Source organism: Aeribacillus composti, assembly GCF_007827555.1.
GTDB lineage: Bacteria > Bacillota > Bacilli > Bacillales > Aeribacillaceae > Aeribacillus > Aeribacillus composti.
Genome location: NZ_VISS01000001.1, coordinates 135121 through 156547, shown reverse-complemented (window position 1 = coordinate 156547; position 21427 = coordinate 135121). Strand labels below are relative to the sequence as shown.

Annotated in this window: 19 protein-coding genes; 12 read left to right on the top strand and 7 right to left on the bottom strand. The window is 40.3% G+C overall.

Annotated features, from left to right (window positions below):
* Positions 1-156 precede the first annotated feature (156 nt).
* A complete protein-coding gene (locus tag FB379_RS00715; RefSeq protein WP_144596666.1) occupies positions 157-729 on the top strand; it encodes a competence protein ComK in 573 nt (190 codons plus the stop codon).
* A 180-nt stretch (positions 730-909) separates the two neighbouring features.
* Here the strand turns inward: FB379_RS00715 and FB379_RS00710 are convergent, their stop codons facing one another.
* A complete protein-coding gene (locus FB379_RS00710; RefSeq protein WP_063386621.1) occupies positions 910-1290 on the bottom strand; it encodes a YhjD family protein in 381 nt (126 codons plus the stop codon).
* Positions 1291-1442: 152 nt separating this feature from the next.
* On the opposite strand from FB379_RS00710, the gene FB379_RS00705 reads away from it, so the two are divergent.
* The 6 genes from FB379_RS00705 to FB379_RS00680 all read left to right on the top strand — a co-directional run bounded on the left by FB379_RS00705 (position 1443) and on the right by FB379_RS00680 (position 14575).
* A complete protein-coding gene (locus FB379_RS00705) occupies positions 1443-2060 on the top strand; it encodes a TVP38/TMEM64 family protein (protein ID WP_063386622.1) in 618 nt (205 codons plus the stop codon).
* A gap of 10 nt (positions 2061-2070) precedes the next feature.
* Positions 2071-2577: a signal peptidase I gene (gene lepB, locus FB379_RS00700; protein ID WP_063386623.1), complete on the top strand. Its 507-nt coding sequence runs from the start codon at positions 2071-2073 to the stop codon at positions 2575-2577.
* A 158-nt stretch (positions 2578-2735) separates the two neighbouring features.
* Positions 2736-6239, top strand: coding sequence for a helicase-exonuclease AddAB subunit AddB (addB, locus tag FB379_RS00695; RefSeq protein ID WP_144596664.1), 3504 nt, complete (start codon positions 2736-2738; stop codon positions 6237-6239).
* Positions 6229-9960 (top strand): helicase-exonuclease AddAB subunit AddA, encoded by a 3732-nt coding sequence (gene addA / locus FB379_RS00690; RefSeq protein ID WP_144596662.1) that lies wholly within the window; start codon positions 6229-6231, stop codon positions 9958-9960. The genes addB and addA overlap by 11 nt, the downstream gene beginning before the upstream one ends.
* Before the next feature lie 29 nt (positions 9961-9989).
* On the top strand, positions 9990-11171 hold the full coding sequence (locus tag FB379_RS00685) for an exonuclease SbcCD subunit D (protein ID WP_130157162.1): 1182 nt from the start codon (positions 9990-9992) through the stop codon (positions 11169-11171).
* Positions 11168-14575 (top strand): AAA family ATPase, encoded by a 3408-nt coding sequence (locus FB379_RS00680; protein WP_144596660.1) that lies wholly within the window; start codon positions 11168-11170, stop codon positions 14573-14575. The genes FB379_RS00685 and FB379_RS00680 overlap by 4 nt, the downstream gene beginning before the upstream one ends.
* Positions 14576-15412: 837 nt before the next feature.
* Here the strand turns inward: FB379_RS00680 and FB379_RS00675 are convergent.
* The 6 genes from FB379_RS00675 to FB379_RS00650 form a co-directional block, all read right to left on the bottom strand.
* Positions 15413-15631 carry a spore germination protein gene (locus tag FB379_RS00675; RefSeq protein WP_063386628.1) on the bottom strand — a complete coding sequence of 73 codons (219 nt, stop codon included), beginning with the start codon at positions 15629-15631 and terminating at the stop codon, positions 15413-15415.
* A gap of 89 nt (positions 15632-15720) precedes the next feature.
* Positions 15721-16086, bottom strand: a complete 366-nt coding sequence (locus FB379_RS00670; protein WP_157727918.1) for a spore germination protein GerPE — start codon at positions 16084-16086, stop codon at positions 15721-15723.
* 32 nt (positions 16087-16118) lie between these two features.
* A complete protein-coding gene (locus FB379_RS00665; protein ID WP_063386630.1) occupies positions 16119-16295 on the bottom strand; it encodes a hypothetical protein in 177 nt (58 codons plus the stop codon).
* Entirely contained in the window at positions 16292-16915 is a 624-nt protein-coding gene (gerPC, locus tag FB379_RS00660) for a spore germination protein GerPC (protein WP_063386631.1), read from the bottom strand. Before gerPC ends, FB379_RS00665 begins: the two co-directional genes overlap by 4 nt.
* A gap of 69 nt (positions 16916-16984) precedes the next feature.
* Positions 16985-17194, bottom strand: a complete 210-nt coding sequence (locus FB379_RS00655; RefSeq protein ID WP_063386632.1) for a spore germination protein GerPB — start codon at positions 17192-17194, stop codon at positions 16985-16987.
* A gap of 11 nt (positions 17195-17205) precedes the next feature.
* Positions 17206-17427 (bottom strand): spore germination protein, encoded by a 222-nt coding sequence (locus FB379_RS00650; protein ID WP_063386633.1) that lies wholly within the window; start codon positions 17425-17427, stop codon positions 17206-17208.
* A 425-nt stretch (positions 17428-17852) separates the two neighbouring features.
* Between FB379_RS00650 and FB379_RS00645 the strand changes: the two genes are divergently transcribed.
* From FB379_RS00645 to cysW, 5 genes are all read left to right on the top strand, one after another.
* A complete protein-coding gene (locus FB379_RS00645) occupies positions 17853-18305 on the top strand; it encodes an RrF2 family transcriptional regulator (RefSeq protein WP_063386634.1) in 453 nt (150 codons plus the stop codon).
* Positions 18286-18465 carry a YezD family protein gene (locus FB379_RS00640; RefSeq protein WP_094245314.1) on the top strand — a complete coding sequence of 60 codons (180 nt, stop codon included), beginning with the start codon at positions 18286-18288 and terminating at the stop codon, positions 18463-18465. The genes FB379_RS00645 and FB379_RS00640 overlap by 20 nt, the downstream gene beginning before the upstream one ends.
* A 139-nt stretch (positions 18466-18604) precedes the next feature.
* Positions 18605-19672 (top strand): sulfate ABC transporter substrate-binding protein, encoded by a 1068-nt coding sequence (locus FB379_RS00635; RefSeq protein WP_063386636.1) that lies wholly within the window; start codon positions 18605-18607, stop codon positions 19670-19672.
* Between the two features lie 30 nt (positions 19673-19702).
* Positions 19703-20545 carry a sulfate ABC transporter permease subunit CysT gene (gene cysT / locus FB379_RS00630; RefSeq protein ID WP_261308785.1) on the top strand — a complete coding sequence of 281 codons (843 nt, stop codon included), beginning with the start codon at positions 19703-19705 and terminating at the stop codon, positions 20543-20545.
* Positions 20546-20571: 26 nt separating this feature from the next.
* Positions 20572-21426, top strand: a complete 855-nt coding sequence (gene cysW / locus FB379_RS00625) for a sulfate ABC transporter permease subunit CysW (protein WP_094246455.1) — start codon at positions 20572-20574, stop codon at positions 21424-21426.
* Position 21427: the final 1 nt, after the last annotated feature.

The window sequence follows — 21427 nt, the reverse complement described above, 5'->3', positions numbered from 1 at the left end:
TTTAGAAAAATTATATTAACAATAACATCTTGCCTTGATCTAATGCTTTGTATTTAAAAATTTTAAAAAAATATAGAAATTTTGGAATTTTTATGATAGATTTAAATCAGTAAAAAAGAACTATTATATAGAAAAAATTAGGAGGTAAGAATTCTAGTGAGTACGAAGCAGTTTGAGGTAGAAAAATGTATTGTAAATGGGGAAACAATGGCAATTTTGCCTTTTAGAAAAGAACATCACTTGTACGCTAAAATTTTGGAAACTAGCGGAGAGCGCATAGTACCTATTCGACCTGTTTATGTTATTGATCAAAGCTGCCGTTATTATGGTTCAAGCTTTAAAGGAAGAGTTGAAGGATCAAAAGGGCTGCTTGGCATAACAAAAAAGCTTCCGATTGTCATTGATCCTGCCAATTCCCTTTATTTTTTTCCTACTCATTCACCCGCAAGGCATCAGTGCGCCTGGTTTTCCCATTCCCACATTTCCCGCTTTATGAAAACAGATTCGAATTGTACGGAAGTCATATTCCGTAACGGTCAGAAAATAGTTGCTGACATATCTCCATCTTCTTTTTCCCATCAATTTTATAAAACGGCACATCTTCGAACGATTATCTCTTCAAGAATTGAGCAGGAGCAGCGCCGCATGAACACAATCCTTTTTCCGAAGGAGCAGCATGCATATATTTATGAACAGCTCGTTCGCGAATTCAGAAAAGAAGATGGATAAGCTTTATCTTCCGGCACGCAAGCTGTCAATTTGCGTGCTTTTTTCCGTGTTAGAAAATGGGGGAGATTTCATTTTTCTGTTATAAGGGGACAGGCATTCAACGGGCGAAACAAATAGTCCTGTTCCCTCATCTTCTGTAGCGAACGGTTTGGCCGTTGTCTTTCTTTTAAGATAAAAAGTCTAAGAGGTTGGAATGCCAGATTTTTTTTCAGTTTTAAACAAATAATGTTCAATCAGTTCATTTACTTTATTTCGGATTCTTGGATTGAAGTAGCTGTGGTGTTCTTCGTAGCCGTTATAGTAGAAAGTGTACGTTGTGAATGCTTCATCCTGTTTGGCTTTTAAAACTTTCACCTTTTGTCTGCGCAATTCTTTGCGAACCTCTGCCAAATCTTTTTGTACAAGCTTTAACGCCTCTTCAATTAGATGCAAATAAGGATCTTTCAGCTTGAATGGACTTTTTTTTACGACATTCATGTCTTTGTTCAGCACCGTAGCAGTCATCGGTAAGTAGATCGACTGTTCAATCAAATGGCGAATGTCGGTTGGTATTTTCGACATAGGGAATACCTCGCTTCAAATGGAACATATGTTCTATTTTTATTATAAAACAGGAAAATAAATCATTTCAATTAATTTTTTTCGGCAAAATTTTTCAACTTATGCTCAAAAGGTGTAAAATAAAAGGAGATGTTGAAGTAAGGAGTTAAGATATGGATGTCATTGCATTTTTCGATTCCATTACATTAGAAGATGTTGAACGATTCTTTAAAGAATACCGAGCGCTCGGACCTCTTCCAGGGATTCTGCTTCCGATGCTTGAGGCTTTTTTTCCGTTCTTGCCTCTTATTCTGTTTGTAATTGCGAACGCTAATTCATTTGGACTTTGGTTCGGCTTTTTGTACTCGTGGATCGGTTCATCGGCAGGCGCATTGCTCGTGTTTTTTTTAGTGCGAAAGTTTGGCCGGAAGCGTTTTTTAAATTTTTTAAGCAGACATGAAAAAGTAAGACGAATGATGAACTGGGTCGAACGGCACGGCTTTGCTCCTTTATTTTTAATGCTCTGTTTCCCTTTTACGCCTTCTGCGCTTGTAAATGTAGTAGCCGGTCTTTCCAAAATCAATGTGTGGCAGTTTGCGCTCGCTGTTTTATCAGGGAAGCTCGTGATGATTTTTATGCTTAGCTTATCAGGGTATGATTTACGGGAGCTGATTGAAGAGCCCGTCCGGTTGATCATTGTGTTTGTTGTGATGGCGCTCATGTGGTTTATCGGAAAAAGGATTGAGCAGCGTTTAAATGTTTCGTTAATTAAACGAAAAGATAAAAAGTAGGTGAAGAGCCGTGAGGAAAAAACGAGTTATTGCGGGAATCGTCACTTCAGCTCTTTTATCAACCGTTTTAATTAAAAATATTGCGTTTGCCGCGTACACTGTTGATGGCGTATCGATGCAGCCCACCTTAAAAGAAGGCCATCATTTTTATATAAATAAATTGACGAATCGGTTTAATAAAATTGAACGGTTTGACATTGTCGTGTTTCAGATGCCCGGCGAAAAGCAAGTTTTGGTTAAAAGGGTCATCGGCCTTCCAGGAGAAAAAATTGAATATCGAAACGACAAATTATATGTGAATGGGAAATATGTACCGGAACCATTTTTAAAGAAAAATAAAGAAAAAGTATATGGAAATCCGATCACAGGGAATTTTACATTAAAAGAAATAACTGGAAAAGAAGCGGTGCCGGAAAAATGTATTTTTGTCATTGGCGACAATCGGTTAAACAGCAGGGACAGCCGGCATTTTGGCTTTGTTCATGAAAAAAATGTGATCGGAGAGGTAAAACCGTAAACGATGATTCCTATTAGTTGGAAATTCGGATTGTCCGAATCAATGGATTTTCAAAACCATTTACAGTAAAATAAATGTATTCATAAACACGAAATCAGAATGGGACAAGAAAATTGTCCCATTTTCCGTTTGGATGCCTTCTGAAGGGGGGAGATTTCATGGGTATTAAGTTTTTGGTCGGTTCATCCGGCACAGGAAAAACGACGGCAATCTTAAACGAAATTAGGGAAAAATTAAAAGAAGATCCGTATAATGGAAAACCTATTTTGTTTCTTGTTCCAGATCAAATGACTTTTCAAATGGAATATGAACTGATGAAAACTCCGGAATTAGGAGGAATCATTAGAGCGCAAGTATTGAGCTTCAACCGTTTGGCGTGGAGGGTGCTGCAGGAGGAAGGAGGCATCAGCCGTACCTTTATTTCCCAAACAGGCATGAACATGTTTCTTCGAAAAATCATCGAAGAAAAAAAGCACGAATTTAAAGTGTTTTCCAAAGCCAGTGAAAAAAAAGGCTTTATTGAGCATATCGAACAGATGATTACAGAAATGAAAAGATATATCATCAGTCCAGATATGCTCGATGATCAAGTAAAAAAATTAGCGGAAAGCCATGATCATAGAGAGCGGATTCTTTCCGATAAATTGAAAGATTTGGCGGGCATCTATCGTTCCGTGGAAAAATTATTTGCTGATAAATACATAGATTCAGAGGATTATTTGCAGCTTCTTTCAGAGAAGATTTATGAATCAAGCTACATGGACGGAGCGGAAATTTATATCGACGGCTTTCACAATTTTACGCCTCAAGAATTGCAAGTAGTCGAATCGATGATGAAAACAGCTTCTTCTATAACAATTGCTCTCACATTGGATAAACCGCCTGAAGAGGCCGTTGCCGACGAGCTTCATTTATTTTACATGACGGCTGAAACCTTTTCTTTGCTGAAAAAAATGGCTGAACGAAATAATATTTCCATTGATGAAGTAGCATATATGACTGACCGGAAACGTTTTATTGAAGAGCCGTCACTTGTTCATCTAGAAAAAATGTACTCTTCCCATACTCCCGAACCTTTTCACGGAGACAGCGCGATTGTATTTATGCAAGCGGTGAATAGACGCGCCGAAATTGAAGGGATTGCTAGAGAAATTATCCGCCTCGTTCGGGATGAGGGAGTGCGATTTCGGGAGATTGCACTGCTTATTAGAAACATGTCCGATTACAGAGATTTGCTGGAGCAATTGTTTCAAGATTACGAGATTCCTTTTTTTATAGATGAAAAAAGCTCAATGACATATCATCCGCTGATCGAATTTATCCGCTCGAGCTTGGAAGTCATAACCGGAAACTGGCGGTATGAAGCTGTTTTCAGAACGATTAAAACAGAATTTCTTTACCCGCTAGATGCCGATAAAGCCGAAATGAGAAAAGAAATGGATCAATTGGAAAATTATGTGCTTGCCTACGGTATTCAAGGGAAAAAATGGACGGATCAAGCCGGCTGGACGTACAGGAAGTACCATTCATTCTATGGCAACGACAAAAAGACAGATGAAGAAGAGGAAATAGAAAAACGGATCAATCAATTACGGAAGCTGATTGTGGAGCCTCTGCAGGCATTGGAAAATAAGATGAAACGCGCCAAAACCGGCAGGGATATGGCCGAAGCGCTATATATGTATTTAGAACAAACAAAAGTGCCTGATAAGCTGGAGCTTCTTCGTCTAGATGCGGAAAATGGAGGGAACTTGATTGAAGCAAGGGAGCATGATCAAGTTTGGAATGCTGTGATGGAGCTATTGGATGAATTTGTAGAAATTATGGGCGATCAGGAAATTTCCATTCATTTGTTTAGGGAAATGGTCGAAACCGGAATGGAATCGATGAAATTTTCTCTCGTTCCGCCGGCCATTGACCAAGTGATTGTCGCAACACTTGACCGGTCACGTTTATATGGCATTAAGACGGCATTTATTGCAGGAGCAAATGACGGAGTGCTTCCGGCAAAACCGGTGGAAGACGGAGTTTTAACAGATGATGAAAGAGAGCTTCTATATCATAATGGAGTGAAGCTTGCGCCGACAGCTCGAAGAAAATTGCTGGATGAAAATTTTTTGATTTATTTAGCGCTCGCGTCTGCTAAGCAAAAGCTGTATTTATCGTATTCTTTGGCGGATGAAGAAGGAAAAGCGCTCATGCCGTCTATTATTGTCAAACGGTTAAAAGAAATATTTCCAGATGCTAAGGAAATGATCTCTCTTAATGAACCGGAAAGTGAGGAGGCGGAAGAACAGCTTTCTTTTATTGTCAGTCCGAATGTTTCTTTGTCTGTTTTAACTTCAAAATTGCAAAATTGGAAAAAGCAGTATCCTCTCCATGAGCTGTGGTGGGATGTTTACAATTATTTTGTATATGATCAAGAATGGAGCAGCAAAGCGAAAAAGGCGATTGCCAGCCTGTTTTATTCAAATACAGAAAGACCTTTATCCGAAGAGGTAAGCAGAAAATTATATGGACGGAAAATACAAGGAAGCGTTTCAAGGATGGAGCGGTTTCGGGCATGTCCTTTTGCCCACTTTGCTTCTCACGGCTTAAAGTTAAAAGAACGGGAGTATTACAGATTGGAAGCGCCGGATATCGGCCAATTGTTCCATGCGGCATTAAAGCTGATGGCAGACCGGCTTCAAAGCATGAAAGTAGAATGGCGCGAATTAACAAAGGAGAATTGCGAAAGACTTGCTCATGATGCAGTCGAACAGCTGGCGCCGAAGCTGCAAAAAGAAATTTTAATGAGCACAAACCGCCACTATTATATTAAACGCAAGCTTCAAAATATTGTTGCCCGCGCATCAAAGGTTTTAAGCGAACATGCAAAAGCAAGCGGTTTTGTCCCAATTGGTTTAGAAATATCATTTGATGAAAAAAGCAAGCTCCCCCCGTTCCGATTTAAGCTTGAAAACGGATGTACGTTGGAGGTCGTCGGAAGGATAGACCGAGTGGATAAAGCGGAAAGTTCGAAAGGTCTTTTGCTTCGCATCGTCGATTTTAAATCGAGCGACAAAACATTAAATTTGGCAGAAGTGTATTACGGCATTGCGCTGCAGATGCTCACTTACTTGGATGTTGTTATTTCCAATTCTCAATCTTGGCTTGGCGTAGAAGCGACTCCAGCAGGGGTGCTGTATTTCCATATTCATGATCCGTTCATACAGTCCCCAGATTTATTAACGGATGATGAAATAGAAGAAGAAATTTTGAAGAAATTTAAAATGAAAGGCTTGCTGCTTGGAGACGAAGAAACGGTGCGGTTAATGGATCAAAAATTGGAAAGCGGCTATTCCAAAATCGTTCAAGCCGGCATAAAGAAAACCGGGGAATTTTATGCAAATTCTCAAATCGCCAGCGAGGATGAATTTCATGCATTACGCTCGTATATCCGGCGCGAATTTAAGCGGATCGGTACGGAAATAACAGACGGAAATATTTCCATTGCGCCATATAAAATGAAAGAGAAAACGCCTTGCACCTTTTGTTCCTTTAAATCGGTCTGTCAATTTGATGAATCGATTGAAACGAACCGTTTTCGCATATTGAAAAGCTTAAAAGGGGAAGAAGTGCTGCAAAAGGTAAGAGAGAAGGTGGATTCAGATGAAGAATGAGCTGAAAAAGTTAGAAAAAGGCCAATGGACCGATGAACAATGGAAAGCGATTGTTGCCGACGGACAAGATATATTAGTGGCGGCCGCTGCCGGATCAGGGAAAACGGCCGTTCTAGTTGAGCGGATTATTCGCAAGCTGACCGACAATCAGCATCCTGTAGATGTGGACCGGCTGTTAATCGTAACGTTTACAAACGCTGCGGCTGCAGAAATGCGCAGCAGAATTGGCGAAGCGCTGGCAAAGGCTTTGCGAAACCAGCCTTCTTCCCTCCATCTGCGCCGCCAATTAACCCTTTTAAACAAAGCGCAAATATCAACATTGCATTCTTTTTGCCTGCAAGTTGTTCGCAAATTTTATTACAAAATTGATATTGATCCCGGGTTTCGAATAGCGGACGAAACAGAAATGGAACTGTTAATGGAAGATTGCATGGATGAATTGTTAGAAGAAGAATACGGAATGGAGCATAATGAACTATTTTTCGAATTAGTTGACAAATATACAGGCGATCGCTCAGATGATGAAATCAAAAAAATTATTAGATCCATTTATGAATTTGTTAGATCTAATCCATTCCCGGAAAAATGGCTTGATGAAATGGTGCAAATGTATGACATAGAACAAGCTGAATCATACGAGGACTTGCCGTTTTTTCAATATTTACGGAAGGATATAGCGATACAGCTTTCCGGAATAAAGGATTTGTTAGCGAGAGCTCTCGACATTACGAAATTGCCGGGCGGCCCCTCTCCAAGGGCTGAAAATTTACTCGATGACATGAAACAGGTGGAAAACATTATAAACGCTTCATCGTGGCAGGAGCTTGCCGAGCAAATGAGAGCTTTTCAACCGACACGCGCCAAGGCATGCAGGGGAGAAGAATATCGAAAAGAGCTCATTGATGAAGTGACGGAAATGAGAAAGAAAGCGACAAAGGAAATAGAGAAATTAAAAAATGAGCTTTTCTCTAGGGATATTCAAAACCAACTGCTCGATTTGAAAAAAATGAAGCGCACAATGATTTGTTTAGCCGACTTGGTGAAAAAATTTGCTGTCCGGCTGGAAGCAATGAAAAAAGAAAAAGGAATTGTCGATTTTTCGGATCTTGAGCATTATTGTTTACAAATATTAACAGAAAAAGATGAGAAAGGAAATGTTGTTCCGAGTGATGCTGCTTTGTTTTTTAAACGACAATTTCAAGAAGTATTAGTGGATGAATACCAAGATACCAACTTGGTGCAGGAAGCGATTTTAAAGCTGGTGTCAAAAGATCATGAAGCGGAAGGAAATCTATTTATGGTCGGCGATGTAAAACAATCCATTTATCGTTTCCGGCTGGCTGAACCGTTATTGTTTTTGGCGAAATATAAACGGTTTACCTCCAGCGGAACGAATTCCGGCTTGCGCATCGATTTAGCTAAAAATTTCCGCAGCCGAAAAGAAGTTTTGGACGCCACAAATTTTCTTTTCAAACAATTGATGGGAGAGACTGTAGGCGAAGTCGTTTATGATGAGGCAGCAGAATTGAAGCTTGGCGCACGTTATCCAGAGAACAGTAGAATGAATACAGAGCTCCTCCTAATAGACCGCCGGAAGGAGGAATTAGCAGAAAAAGAAGAAATAATGATTGAATTTGATGAAGAAGAATTGGAAACGGTGCAGCTTGAAGCCCGCCTTATGGCGAAAAAAATAAAAGAGCTTATTCAGGAAGGCTTTCCTGTTTACGACCGAAAGCTTGATCGTACGAGACCTGTCACATACAGAGATATTGTGATCCTGCTTCGTTCGATGCCTTGGGCGCCGCAAATCATGGAAGAGTTTAAGCAGCAAGGTATTCCGGTGTATGCGAATTTATCAACAGGATATTTTGAAGCAACAGAAGTGGCCATTATGCTTTCGCTTTTAAAAATTATCGACAATCCTTATCAAGATATTCCGCTCGCTTCTGTGCTGCGTTCGCCGATTGTCGGCTTAAGCGGAAATGAACTTGCCATCATCCGTCTTTATAAGAAAAACGGTCCGTATTTCGATGCACTTGAATCATTTTTGCAGCAAGAAAAAGCCCATCATAGCGAGCTTTATCAAAAAGTAAGCGAATTTGTCAGCCGGCTCAATCAATGGCGGAACTTGGCGAGAAAAAGCTCCGTTTCGAATTTAATTTGGCAATTGTACCGTGATACCCGCTTTTTTGATTTTGCAGGCGGAATGCCCGGCGGAAAGCAGCGGCAGGCCAATTTAAGGGCATTATATGACAGAGCAAGGCAATATGAGGAAACGTCCTTTCGGGGATTGTTCCGATTCCTGAGGTTTATTGAAAGAATGCAGGAACGGGGCGATGATTTAGGAGCAGCAAGAGCTTTAGGAGAGCAGGAAGATGTTGTCCGAATTATGACGATTCATTCAAGCAAGGGGCTTGAATTTCCGATTGTTTTCTGTGCAGGTTTATCTAAACGATTTAATATGAAAGATTTGACCAAAAAATATTTGCTCGATAAAGAATTAGGGTTTGCCTCGCTGTTTATCGATGAAAAAAAGCGGATTGTGTATCCTACTCTTCCTTATATAGCTGTAAAAAAGAAATTGAGAATGGAAATGCTTTCGGAAGAGCTTAGGGTATTGTATGTGGCTTTGACTAGAGCAAAGGAAAAGCTGTTTTTAATTGGCACAGTGAAAGACGGAGAAAAAAAGTTTAAAGAATGGGAGCAATCATTCACTCACCGCGAATGGCTGCTTCCAGATTACGATCGTTTAAAGGCAGTATGTTATTTAGATTGGATCGGTCCTGCTGTCATCCGTCATAAAGATGCGGCAATTTTACGAGAAGAAGAAAGAGAAGCAGCGGATGAAATCTTCTCTTATCCGGTGAAATTGCAAATTGATGTGATTCCTGAAGAAAAATTAAAAGAGCAAAATGAGCAGGCAGCGGTTATGATGGATGAAAAAATGGACGCTTTGAGAAATTTCGTTCCTGTTCAGTCAACAAGTAGTTTCGCCAACCAAGTGCAAAGTCAGTTGTCCTGGAGCTATCCTTTTTCAGATGCAGCCTCTCTCCGGTCGAAGCAATCGGTGACGGAAATCAAAAGAAGACTTCAATTTTCAGATGAATACAGCGACATTTCCATAAAGAAGAAAATACAAGGGAATTCCTCGTACAAGCGTCCGAAATTTATGCAGGCAAAATCTCTTACAGCAGCAGAAAAAGGAACGGCCATGCACACAGTGATGCAGCATTTGCCATTGGGTGAAGACTTGACGGAACAAACGATTCGACAAACCGTGCATTCTCTCGTGAAAAAAGAAATATTAACGGAGGAGCAGGTGGAAGCGGTCAATGTAGTAGGAATTGTGCAATTTTTTGAATCACCGCTGGGTAGACGCCTAAAAGGCGCAAAAAAAATTTTTCGTGAGATCCCTTTCAATTTGGCAGTGCCGGCGAACGAAATTTACGAAAAAGGAAGTTCTCTCAATACTGAAACGGTCATCGTTCAAGGTGTGATCGACTGCCTTTTTGAAGATGACGATGGGCTCGTTCTGTTAGATTACAAAACGGATGCGGTAAAGGATCGTTTTCCATCCATTGAAAAGGCAAAACAGGTGCTTGCTTCTCGATATGAAATTCAAATTGACTTGTATGCAAAGGCGGTAGAGTCAATCTTAAAAAGACGAGTCGATGATCGGTATTTATTCTTTTTTGATGCAGGGCTCATCATAAAATTATAGATTTGCAGACTATTTTAGAGGTGAGGCAATTGAGAATCTTGCATACGGCGGATTGGCATCTCGGAAAAACGCTTGAAGGTCGGAGCAGGCTAAAAGAGCAGGCACAGTTTCTTGATGAACTGTATGAAATTGTTGTAAAGGAGAAAATTGATGTCATTTTGATGGCAGGAGACGTTTTTGATACGGTGAATCCTCCGGCAGGAGCAGAAAAGCTGTTTTATGAAAGTATTTCAAGACTTTCTGATAGAGGAAAAAGACGTGTTATCATCATTTCCGGAAATCATGACAGTCCGGAACGATTGCAAGCAGCAGCTCCGCTGGCAAAGGAGCAGGCGATCGAGTTGATCGGCTACCCGAGAGGCGATGTTTTAACGGTTGAAGTTCCGCGGACAAATGAAACAATGAAGCTGGCGGCGCTTGCTTATCCGTCGGAAGCAAGGCTGAATGAACTGCTTTCAAACGAATATGATGAACTCTTATTGAGAGAGCATTACGATGAAAAAATTCGCGGCTTGTTTGCAATGATGAGCAGAGAGTTTGAACCTCATACGGTGAATATTGCCATGAGCCATCTTTATGTAGCCGGAGGCAGCACGACAGATTCGGAGAGACCGATTGAAGTCGGCGGAGCGTATACAGTTCGAGCCACAAGCCTCCCGGAAAAAGCGCAATATGTCGCATTGGGGCATCTTCACCGGCCGCAAAATGTTAAAAAGTCCAATGTGCCGGCAAGATATTCTGGATCGCCGCTTGCCTATAGCTTTTCTGAGGCAGGTTATACGAAGTCTGTCACAGTGATCGATGCAAAACCCGGCGAGAACGCGGTTGTTTCCGAAATTTATTTGTCGAGCGGAAAACCGCTTGTGAAATGGAAAGCAACTGGCGGTCTTCTTCAAGTTCACCAGTGGCTTGAAGAAGGAAGAGACAAAAACGCATGGATTGATCTTGAAATTTTTTTGACCGACAGCCTTTCATTAGAAGAAATTCATCGGTTGAGAAAATGGCACGACGGCTTTATTCACATCCGGCCGATTTTTGAAAAAGAAGCCGAAAAGATCCAACAAGAAAGAAGAGAAAATCTCCCGATTGATGAAATGTTTAAACGTTTTTACAAAAAACAAACTGGCGGCGCCGAGCCGGAGGCAGAGCTCATTGAACTGTTTATGACATTGCTCTCTGAAGACTTAAAAGAGGAAGGAGCACAGTCATGAAGCCGATAAAACTTTCTTTAGCTGGACTGAATAGCTATCGAAAGATGCAGACGGTCGATTTTGAAACACTATGCGACGGCGGTGTCTTCGGAATATTTGGTCCGACTGGCAGCGGAAAATCAACGATATTGGATGCCATTACGTTAGCGCTTTATGGAAAAGTAGAGCGAGCGGCCAATAATACGCAAGGGATAATGAACCATGCGGAAGATCAATTATATGTCAGTTTTACATTTGAGCTTGAAGATGGCCGATCAAAAAAAAGATACACTGTTGAACGAACATTTAAGCGGGTGGATAATGTCAGGATCAACACAAGGCTGTGCCGGCTTCTCGAAATAGGAGAAGAAACGGTCGTTTTGGCAGATAAAACAAATGATGTAAATGACAAGATTTACGAGCTTTTAGGGCTGACGATAGAGGATTTTACCCGCGCTGTTGTCCTTCCGCAAGGGAAGTTTGCTGAATTTCTTTCTTTAAAAGGCTCGGAAAGAAGGAAAATGTTTGAACGATTGTTCAATTTGGAACGATTCGGCGACCAATTAAATAAAAAGCTGAAAAAACGTCTTTTGGAATCAAGACAGCAATTCGCTGAATTGTCAGCGGAACAAGCAGGTCTTGGCGATGCCTCGAAAGAAGCCGTTTTAGAGGCTGAAAAAACGTTTATACGCTGTGATACAGTGCTGAAAGAACGGGAAAAGCAGCTGGATGAGGCAGCAAAGGAATTTGAGCGGATTCAGACAATCTGGAATTTGCAGACGGAAAAAACGACTTATGAGAAAAAACGACAGGAGCTTGAGCAAGAAAAGGAGCGGTTTCAAGAAATCGAAGAAAAGCTGAAAAAAGCGGAGCAAGCGGAGATGCTGAAACCATATGCGGAAGCAGTGCTCGAACATTTAGCGGAAAAGGACCGTTTTGAAAAAGAAACAGAGCATTGGCAGCAGGAAGAGAAAAAGCTAGCAAGCCTTTATAAAGAAAAAAAGAAAGCTTTTGAAGCGATTCGTGCCAAAAAAGCTGTTGAAGAGCCGGAGCTTTTAACAAAACGTGAACTATTGAAACAGCTTATCTCATTGGATGCAGAAATCAAAGAGGATGAAGCATCGTTTGCAAAGCTGAAAGAAGACTATGAAGCATTGAAAATGAGGTTGCATGAAAAACAGCATACAGAGAGAAAGACGAGCGAATTATTAAATAGGGCGTTAGAGAAGCAGCAGGCTTTAAAACAGCAGGCGAAAGAAGAAACAGTTTCAAGAGAATTCCGGGAAAAAATCCAAAAAGCATATCAACAGAAGCTGAAAATCATGCAGCTTATGAAAGACGAATATGAATTAAAAAGCAAAAAGCAAAAGAAAGAAGACCAACTTAACGAATGGCGGGAAAAGGCTGACGAGTTCGCCCGCAAAAAGAGTGAATTAAACGAACGCCTGGCAGGTAATTTCAATCAATTACAAAAAGTTTATGATCGTTTATGCAGCCAAATGCGGGAGCATGAATTTTTTAAAGAAAAAGTAAAGGATGATTTACAGGCTGCAAAAAGTCAGCTTGAAGAAGAAAGAACAAATCAGGCGGCAGCTTTGATTTCCGAGCAGTTGACGGAGGGGGAGCCTTGCCCTGTCTGCGGCTCCACACATCATCCGGCCCCGAACAGACATTTTTCGATTGAACGTTTAAAAAAATTAGAAGAAACAACGCAGCAGCTAGAACGAATTTTCAAAGAATGTGATCAAACCGAACAGTTGTATTCCTCGCTGAAGCAAAAGCTGCAGGAGCTGACTGAAGATTTACAAGCGGAACAGTCATTCCTTGCCGGAGTGAAAGAAATAGCGTCGGCTAACGAAGAGCCGATCATTACGATGGACGATAAGCCTCATGATCTTTTGGCATATGACAAATTTAAAATCGAATGGAAAGCTTTGAACCAAGATTACTTAGAAATAAAAGACGCAATAAGAAAAACAATAGCAGACATTCGTGAAGTCAACCATATTACAGCACAAATAGAACCGTTGCTGGATGCTGGGGGAAAAGACTTATCCGAAATCATGCTACAATTGCAAAATGTAATAGAGCAGCTGGAAGAAGAAAAAAGAAAGTGGGATTTAGAGTTTGCTGATCTCGATATGGATCAAATCGAGATGTATGTAAAGGAAATTAGTAAAAAAGACTCGCTCGTTGAACAGCTGCACGAACGAATTGAAAAAAGCGTCAGCTTTATTCAAGAAAAAGAACAGGAAATCGAGCGGTTAAGGGAAGAAATACTCAATCTTTCCTCTCAATTAGCTGCCAAAAAAGGAGAAATGGACAGGCAGGCAGAACTGATAGCCGATAAACAGAAAAGGCTCACAGCGCAAAGAGCTGCAAAGGAAAACCTTTTAACAGAACTTAAGAGGATCGATCTTGCCCTTGAACAGCTAAAAAGGGATGAACAAGCAGCTTATGATATTTTCCAAAAAACGGCAAATGAATATCAAAAAGCTGAAAGTCAGCTCCATACCGCCAAACAGCAATTGACAAGCTGTATAAGCAAGCTTGAAAAAGCGGAAAAAAATTGGAACGACCGAAAACAGCAGACTCCTTTTGCAAATGTGCATGAAGTGAGAAATTCCGTTTTGCAGGAAGAAGAAAAACTGGCTATGCAAACGAGTCTAGATCAATATAAAAAAGAAATGGAGCATGTAGCATCTGCAATTGAACGTCTGGAAGAAAAATTAGGCGGAACTGTTCTTAAGCAGGAAACATGGGAAGAAACGAAAAAATGCTTAGAAGAAGCTAGAAAGCAAGTAAACGAAGCAATGGAACAAAGAGGCGCGGCGGCAAAGCATTTGCAGCTGTTAAAGGAAAAACATGAACGATATGTGGAAATAGAAAAAGAGAAAGAAGAGTTGCAGCTTCTTCTTAATCGGTTAGAAAAACTTCAAGCCGTCCTGAAAGGGAATAGTTTTGTCGAATACATGGCTGAGGAACAGCTTCAACAAATAAGCTTTGATGCTTCACAGCGGCTTGGGGAATTGACAAGACAAAGATATGCGATTGAAGTCGATTCAGAAGGCGGTTTTATCATGCGTGACGATGCAAATGGCGGAGTAAAACGACCTGTTTCGACATTATCTGGCGGAGAAACATTTTTAACTTCTTTAGCCTTAGCTTTGTCGTTGTCCACCCAAATTCAGCTTCGCGGAAAATATCCGCTTCAGTTTTTTTTCCTTGATGAAGGGTTTGGAACGCTTGATGCAGAGCTTCTCGATACGGTTGTATCGGCTTTGGAAAAACTGCAATCGCAAAATTTATCCGTTGGCGTAATCAGTCACGTGCAGGAGCTAAGGGAACGATTGCCTAAGCGGCTGATCATTGAGCCAGCTGAACCTTCCGGAAATGGAACGACCGTGCGAATCGAAACGATTTAATTACATGAAGCAAGGATATTTCTGACCTAGTATGCCGTTACCAGTTAACAGCAAGTATTACATTCTCTAAAGGATCTTAACCGCTCAACATGACGGGGCTGTCTAATAAGTCGATTTTCCGGCTTATAGACGCCCCGTTAATGTTTTAGAAATGTTGATATATCAATGTTTATGATGTTTCGTTTTCAATGGATTTTGACTTTCTAAGACAGCCCCTGCTAATCTTAGCATGTTTTGATTGCTGTGCTCATCCGTACTTGTTAACCGTTTTTCATTGTTTTGACAAGATGTGCTGTTTCAGCATTCTCCAAATAAGCGAAAAAAGCAGGTTCGATGGTGACGCCTGCTGCATCATGCACAAATCGTTTCAGCATTTCCAAATAAGCTTAAAAACAGGAGAACGGTACCATCTGCAATTTACCCCGTTTTGAAATAGGTTGAGTAAAAGTTTTCCGTCAAAAAAATAAGACTATGAAAAGGCGAGTCTTATAAAATATAAAATTCCTCTTTTACAACGGGATGAAAATCACTTTACGAAATTAACTGTATTGTATGTTAATGTTGTGAGTGCGAATGCTTTCTAACTGTATAACAGTCCATGAAAAAACTAATGCAGGTTTTCAGCTTCTTTGAACCGATTCATAGTTTCACTCTATTTGTGCATCATGAGGACATCCACATTCCTAAAAAGAGTCTTTTGATCTGAAATGCAAGACAATGCGCTTTTTCTATTGAGCAGGACAACAAATTGAATGTCCTGCTCGCAAATAGTGTTTCTGGATCATAATATAAATCCAATCGTTATTTTTCACTAAGTTTTTTTAACGAACCAGGCGGCTATGCATTTGCCGTCTGGTTTTGATCATTTACGTCCGGATCGATTCCGTTTGTTATGCTGAGACCGTTGTTATTAATATGAAAATCGCCTGTGCAGCTGCTACCAGAGCCGCTGATGGATTTTGATGCTGATTTTGGAGATAAATAAAAGGAATCTCCGAAATTCACAACTCCTCCTGAAACGGAATTAATTTTTATCGGTCCGACAATCGCTGGCATGAGGAACATCCTTTTCCTTGTTGTCTCATAAATCACATGCGTAGAGAAAATCTATTGTTCAGGGATCAATATGTTTTGTCCTGTTGAAATTACCGTTGTTTTTCGTCGCCATCAACGTTTTTAGACAATTGTCGAATATGTTTTATTCGTGCTTCCGCGCATATTTCTTCGGCTGATCCAAAGTTCACGATGCTTGAAGATGAGATGCCCAAAATTTTTACGTGATCGACATATATGTTCGGAGAATTGTTTGAATATGCGCTGGAAAATTGCTCGTCAAAGGAAGGCTGAGGAATGGATTCGCGGAAAAGCTGATAGGAGCGAAACGACCCTTCCTTTGTATTAAATTTTTCATAGTCCCGCTGAACTGCCAGAACATTCGTTTTAGGGGTAATTTTTTTCGCGTCACCGATTTGGAATACGGAACAGATGTCTACTGAGTGTATATACGCCACTCTTATGTTCGCAAATCTTTTTAACAAATACATTAGTCTAATGACAAAGGAACAAATGGACCGATGATTAATGATTCAGGTGGCGTATCAAAAATGGAAGAAAGAGAGATTTTATCCGCATCCCCTATTAAAAAAACTGATGAACTTGAAACCCCTATGATTCTCACCATGCCCACATGCAAGCCGTTATTGATGACGGTAAAATTCATGACAATTCGTCGCCTTTCTTTTTATTGGGGAAATGTTTAAAAAAATGATCGATCGATTGATCAATATCTTTTTTTACCTTTTCTTCAATCCATTGTATTTTTTCTTTTATATCTGTTTGCTCATGGAGACGGAGTCTTTGTAGATAATAAGTAATCCTTCCTTCAAGTTGTTTTCTAATGTCTTCTATGATGATAGCTTTATATGTTTCATCTAATTCATATTCATAGTTTTTAGCAAAGTCTTCAATCTTTTTCGGACATTCTTCTTGTAAATAACTATGAATGCTTTCAACGCATTGTTCGAATATTTGCTGTTTTAATTCGCTATGAACATCATCGACGTTTAGTTCTTCATTTTTTACGGAAAATTGTTCAATTGCTTCCTGATCGGCAGGATTTAAGCCGATATTCAAGACTCCTTCGAGCGTTTCGATTTTCAATTGGTCAAATTTGTACTCAACTTTTTCAATATTTGTATAAGGTTTGTTTTTGATCTCTTCCATTTGTTCTTCAAGGTAAAGAAACCCTTTTTCCAGATGGTCGATTCTTTTGCTTTGGGAATGGAGATATTGTTCCAATTTTAGGATATATTGCAATAATGATTGCACAGTGTAATTCATGATGTTCTCCCCACCTTTATCAGCATTCGTTACCATATTTATATTCTTTTCCAAATGAAAGGTGAATCGCTATGAAATGCTTGGTGGACGGAGAGGCACAATGACTCCGTTTCCCTGGCCGGATGGAGCGGGAGCCGGTTCAGTAAATTGTCCTGTGTTGTATAAATTCGACAGCGGTTTTATGATTCCGGCGCTGCCGATTTGAAATACGGATGAATTGGCGATCGTTCCGATACGTATAAATTGTATGTGAATCGATTGTTGAATATAAAAATTCATAAAACCACCCTCTAAGCGTTTAACACTTGCGGCTGATCAACGAGATCACTGTCAAACGTATTCGTAATGCTGTTTTGATTAAATACGTAAAGACCGTCGCCTGTATTGAAGGAACCGGCCCCTGCGAATGTTTTCACTTCACTGTATGGTGAAATGTTTACGACGTCTCCGACATGAACGACACTGGCCGTCCCGACGCTATTTACCTTCATAGCACCAACAATTGCAGGCATCGTTTTCCATTCCTTTACCTTAAAAGTTATTTAGCTATTTTTAGTGTATGTTATGTCTTGAAAACTGTGATAAAGGTTTAGAGTCGCATTTTTGTATCCTCAATATTTCACAAAATAACTATGCAAAATTCGTGGTGCTTTTAGCCCGTTTACATGAAAAACTCCATCAAATGATTGCACAAAAAAATTTTTTTGCCCGAATAGCATGATGACTCTTCTTGTTTTACAATGTTTTTCATTTGTCAAGGAAAAATAATGGAAAAAAGTACAAAAAAATTATTATTCTTACTTGACATATAGGATTAATACGATTAAAATGTAACTCAATATTATTTTCTTAAACTATCAAAAAGTTTTTGTCGTGAAAATCCCTACCGTTTTAGTCGAGATTAATCTAGTAAACTTTCAGGGGAAGGGGGCATTTGGTGAAGGTTTCAAGCAGAGGTGAATATGCATTACGTGCTTTGCTTGTACTTGGTCAGCAACAGGGAAAAGTCTGTCCGATCAATGAAATCGCCAAACAAACGCTAGTTACGGTCAAATACTTGGAACAAATCTTGCTCCAATTAAGAAAATTGGGGTATGTGCACAGTAAAAGGGGTATACAAGGAGGCTATATGCTCCGTTTATCGCCGACTGACATTAACATAGGGGAGGTTATCCGGCAAATTGAAGGTCCTTTATCTCCAATGGGGTGTGCCAGTACGACGGCTTATGTGCCGTGTCCATTGGAAGATAAGTGTTTATTAAAGCCGCTTTGGACGGTTGTACGTGACACAATTGCCCGCGTTCTTGAACAAACAACTTTAGATGATTTATTGAATAAAAGAATTACAACGGGAATTGGAGGGGAGAGCTTTGTTAAAAACGAAAATTGATCAGGAGTGGATTGAAAGAATTATACGTTCACTAGAAGATTTGGAATACGGATCTGTGCAAATTATTGTACATGACTCAAGAATTACACAAATCGAAAAATTGGAAAAATTCCGTTATCCTTTAGAACGAAAGGATAGCCATAACAAAGGGGCTAAGTGAACATATAAAACAATATCATAAAGAGGTCGTCGATCGGTCCACCGAAGACTCCCTATGTCTTTTCAATATTCCCGGATCGAGGAAGTTTTTTTATTTATAACACCGCCATCGAAACATAGCGGAAAGGGAGATGAATTTTATGAATATTACAAATAAACGCAAGTCAAAAGGACTATTTTTTCTATTATCTGTTATTACAAGTGTAGCTCTTGTTTTAAGTGCTTGTGGTTCAAAAAATGAAAGTGCCAGCTCCAGCTCAGAGGGAGATAAAAAGGCAGTCGAGTTATTAAACGTTTCTTATGACCCTACACGTGAGTTTTACCAAGACTTTAATAAAGCTTTCGCAAGCTATTGGAAAGAAAAAACTGGTCAAGAGGTTACGATAAAGCAATCACATGGCGGTTCTGGCAAGCAGGCGCGGTCTGTTATCGATGGTTTGGAGGCAGATGTTGTAACGTTAGCGCTGGCTTATGATATTGACGCCATTGCAGATACTGGATTGATCGAAAAAAATTGGCAACAAAGATTGGATAAAAACAGTTCTCCTTACACGTCCACTATTGTGTTTCTAGTACGCAAAGGAAATCCGAAAGGTATTAAAGATTGGGACGATCTTGTCAGATCTGATGTTTCGATTATAACCCCCAATCCAAAAACATCGGGTGGAGCGCGCTGGAATTATTTAGCTGCATGGGGATACGCATTGAAAAAATATGGCGGCGATGAAGAGAAGGCAAAAGAATTTGTTGCGAAAATATATAAAAATGTTCCAGTATTAGATTCCGGGGCAAGGGGTGCTACAACAACATTTGTCGAAAGAAAAATCGGTGATGTTCTTCTTGCTTGGGAAAATGAAGCTTTTCTAGCTATCAATGAATTAGGAAAGGATCAATTTGAGATTGTTGTACCTTCTGTAAGCATTTTAGCAGAACCTCCTGTTGCTGTTGTAGACAAGGTGGTTGATAAGAAAGGAACGCGCGAAGTAGCTGAAGAGTATTTGAAATATTTGTACACGGAAGAAGGACAGGAATTGGCAGCGAAGCATTATTATCGTCCAACATTGCCAAAAGTCGCTGAAAAATATAAAGATACATTCCCGCAATTGGAACTCTTTACAGTTGACGAACTGTTTGGGGGCTGGAGAGAGGCTCAGAAAAAACATTTTGACGACGGCGGTATTTTCGATCAAATTTATCAGCCGAAATAATGATTTGTTCCGATGAATGGAGGATTGGAAGTGGCCAAAACAAAACAACAGCACAGAAAAGGGGTTATTCCAGGTTGGGGACTCACGATGGGCTTTACGCTAACTTATCTTAGTTTAATAGTGTTGATCCCCTTGTCCGTTATCTTTTTAAAAGCCTCAACACTCAGCTGGGAGCAATTTTGGCAAATCGTCACAACTGACAGGGTGGCAGCCTCGCTTCGTTTATCTTTTGTTTCTTCATTTATTGCCGCTGCCATCAATTTAGTTTTTGGTCTTTTGCTTACTTGGGTGTTAGTGAAATATGATTTCCCAGGGAAAAGAATTATCGACGGATTAATCGATTTGCCGTTTGCTCTCCCAACTGCAGTAGCGGGAATTTCTTTAACAGCTGTTTATGCCCCGACAGGCGTTATTGGACAGTATTTGGACCGCTTCGGTATTGAGGCTGTTTATACCCCGCTCGGTGTCGTAATTGCTTTAACGTTTATCGGATTGCCGTTTGTTGTGCGGTCTATCCAGCCCATTTTGCATGATTTAGATCAGCAGTACGAAGAAGCGGCAGCTGTTTTAGGTGCAAACCGTTGGCAAACGTTTTGGAAAGTGATTTTGCCATCACTTGTTCCTGCGATGTTCACCGGGTTTTCGCTCGCATTTGCGCGGGCGTTAGGCGAATACGGATCAGTCGTTTTCATTTCCGGCAATATGCCAATGAAAACGGAGATCGCCCCTCTTTTGATCGTCACCAAATTGGAACAGTACGATTATGAGGGGGCAACAGCGATTGCCGCTATTGTATTGATTATCTCTTTTTTCCTGCTTTTTCTTATAAATTATTTGCAATGGAGAACGAGTCGAAAATATTTTATTCATTAAGTCACTAAGGAGATGTTATGCCTCAAATGGGTACTAAAACGAAGAAACAGCCTCTTGTCGGTGTTCATACAGAATCTGCGTGGATTCGTTTTATATTGACGGGAACGGCTCTATTATTTGTTGGTTTTTTTCTCATTATCCCGCTAATTACTGTTTTTACAGAAGCTTTGAAAAACGGTTTAGAAGTTTATTTTGCTTCGGTTACAGAACCGGATGCTCAATCAGCGATCCGTCTTACACTTTTGACCGCAGCAATAGTAGTGCCATTAAATTTTATTTTTGGTATTGCTGCTGCATGGTGTATCACAAAGTTTCAGTTTCCCGGGAAAACCTGGCTCATCACGCTTATTGATTTGCCGTTTTCTGTATCGCCCGTTATCGCTGGTTTAAGCTTTGTTTTATTGTTTGGTGCACAAGGTTTGTTAGCGCCGGTTTTAGATTCGCTCGGATTGAAAATAATCTTTGCTGTCCCAGGCATAATTTTGGCTACTTTATTTGTAACTTTTCCGTTTGTAGCCCGCGAGTTAATACCGGTCATGCAGGCAAAGGGGAGTGAACAGGAGGAAGCCGCTTTATCTTTAGGTGCCAGCGGATGGAAAACATTTTTATTCGTGACGCTTCCAAACGTCAAATGGGGAATTTTATACGGCGTCATCCTGTGCAATGCGAGAGCAATGGGTGAATTTGGAGCCGTTTCTGTTGTGTCAGGGCATATACGAGGAATGACAAATACGATCCCGCTCCATGTAGAAATTTTATATAATGAGTACCAATTTACTGCTGCATTCGCAGTCGCTTCCCTTTTAGCTATGTTGGCGATCGTTACATTAATTGTTAAAGGGGTGCTTGAATGGAAGGGTGTAGTTGATGGAAAAGGGTAAG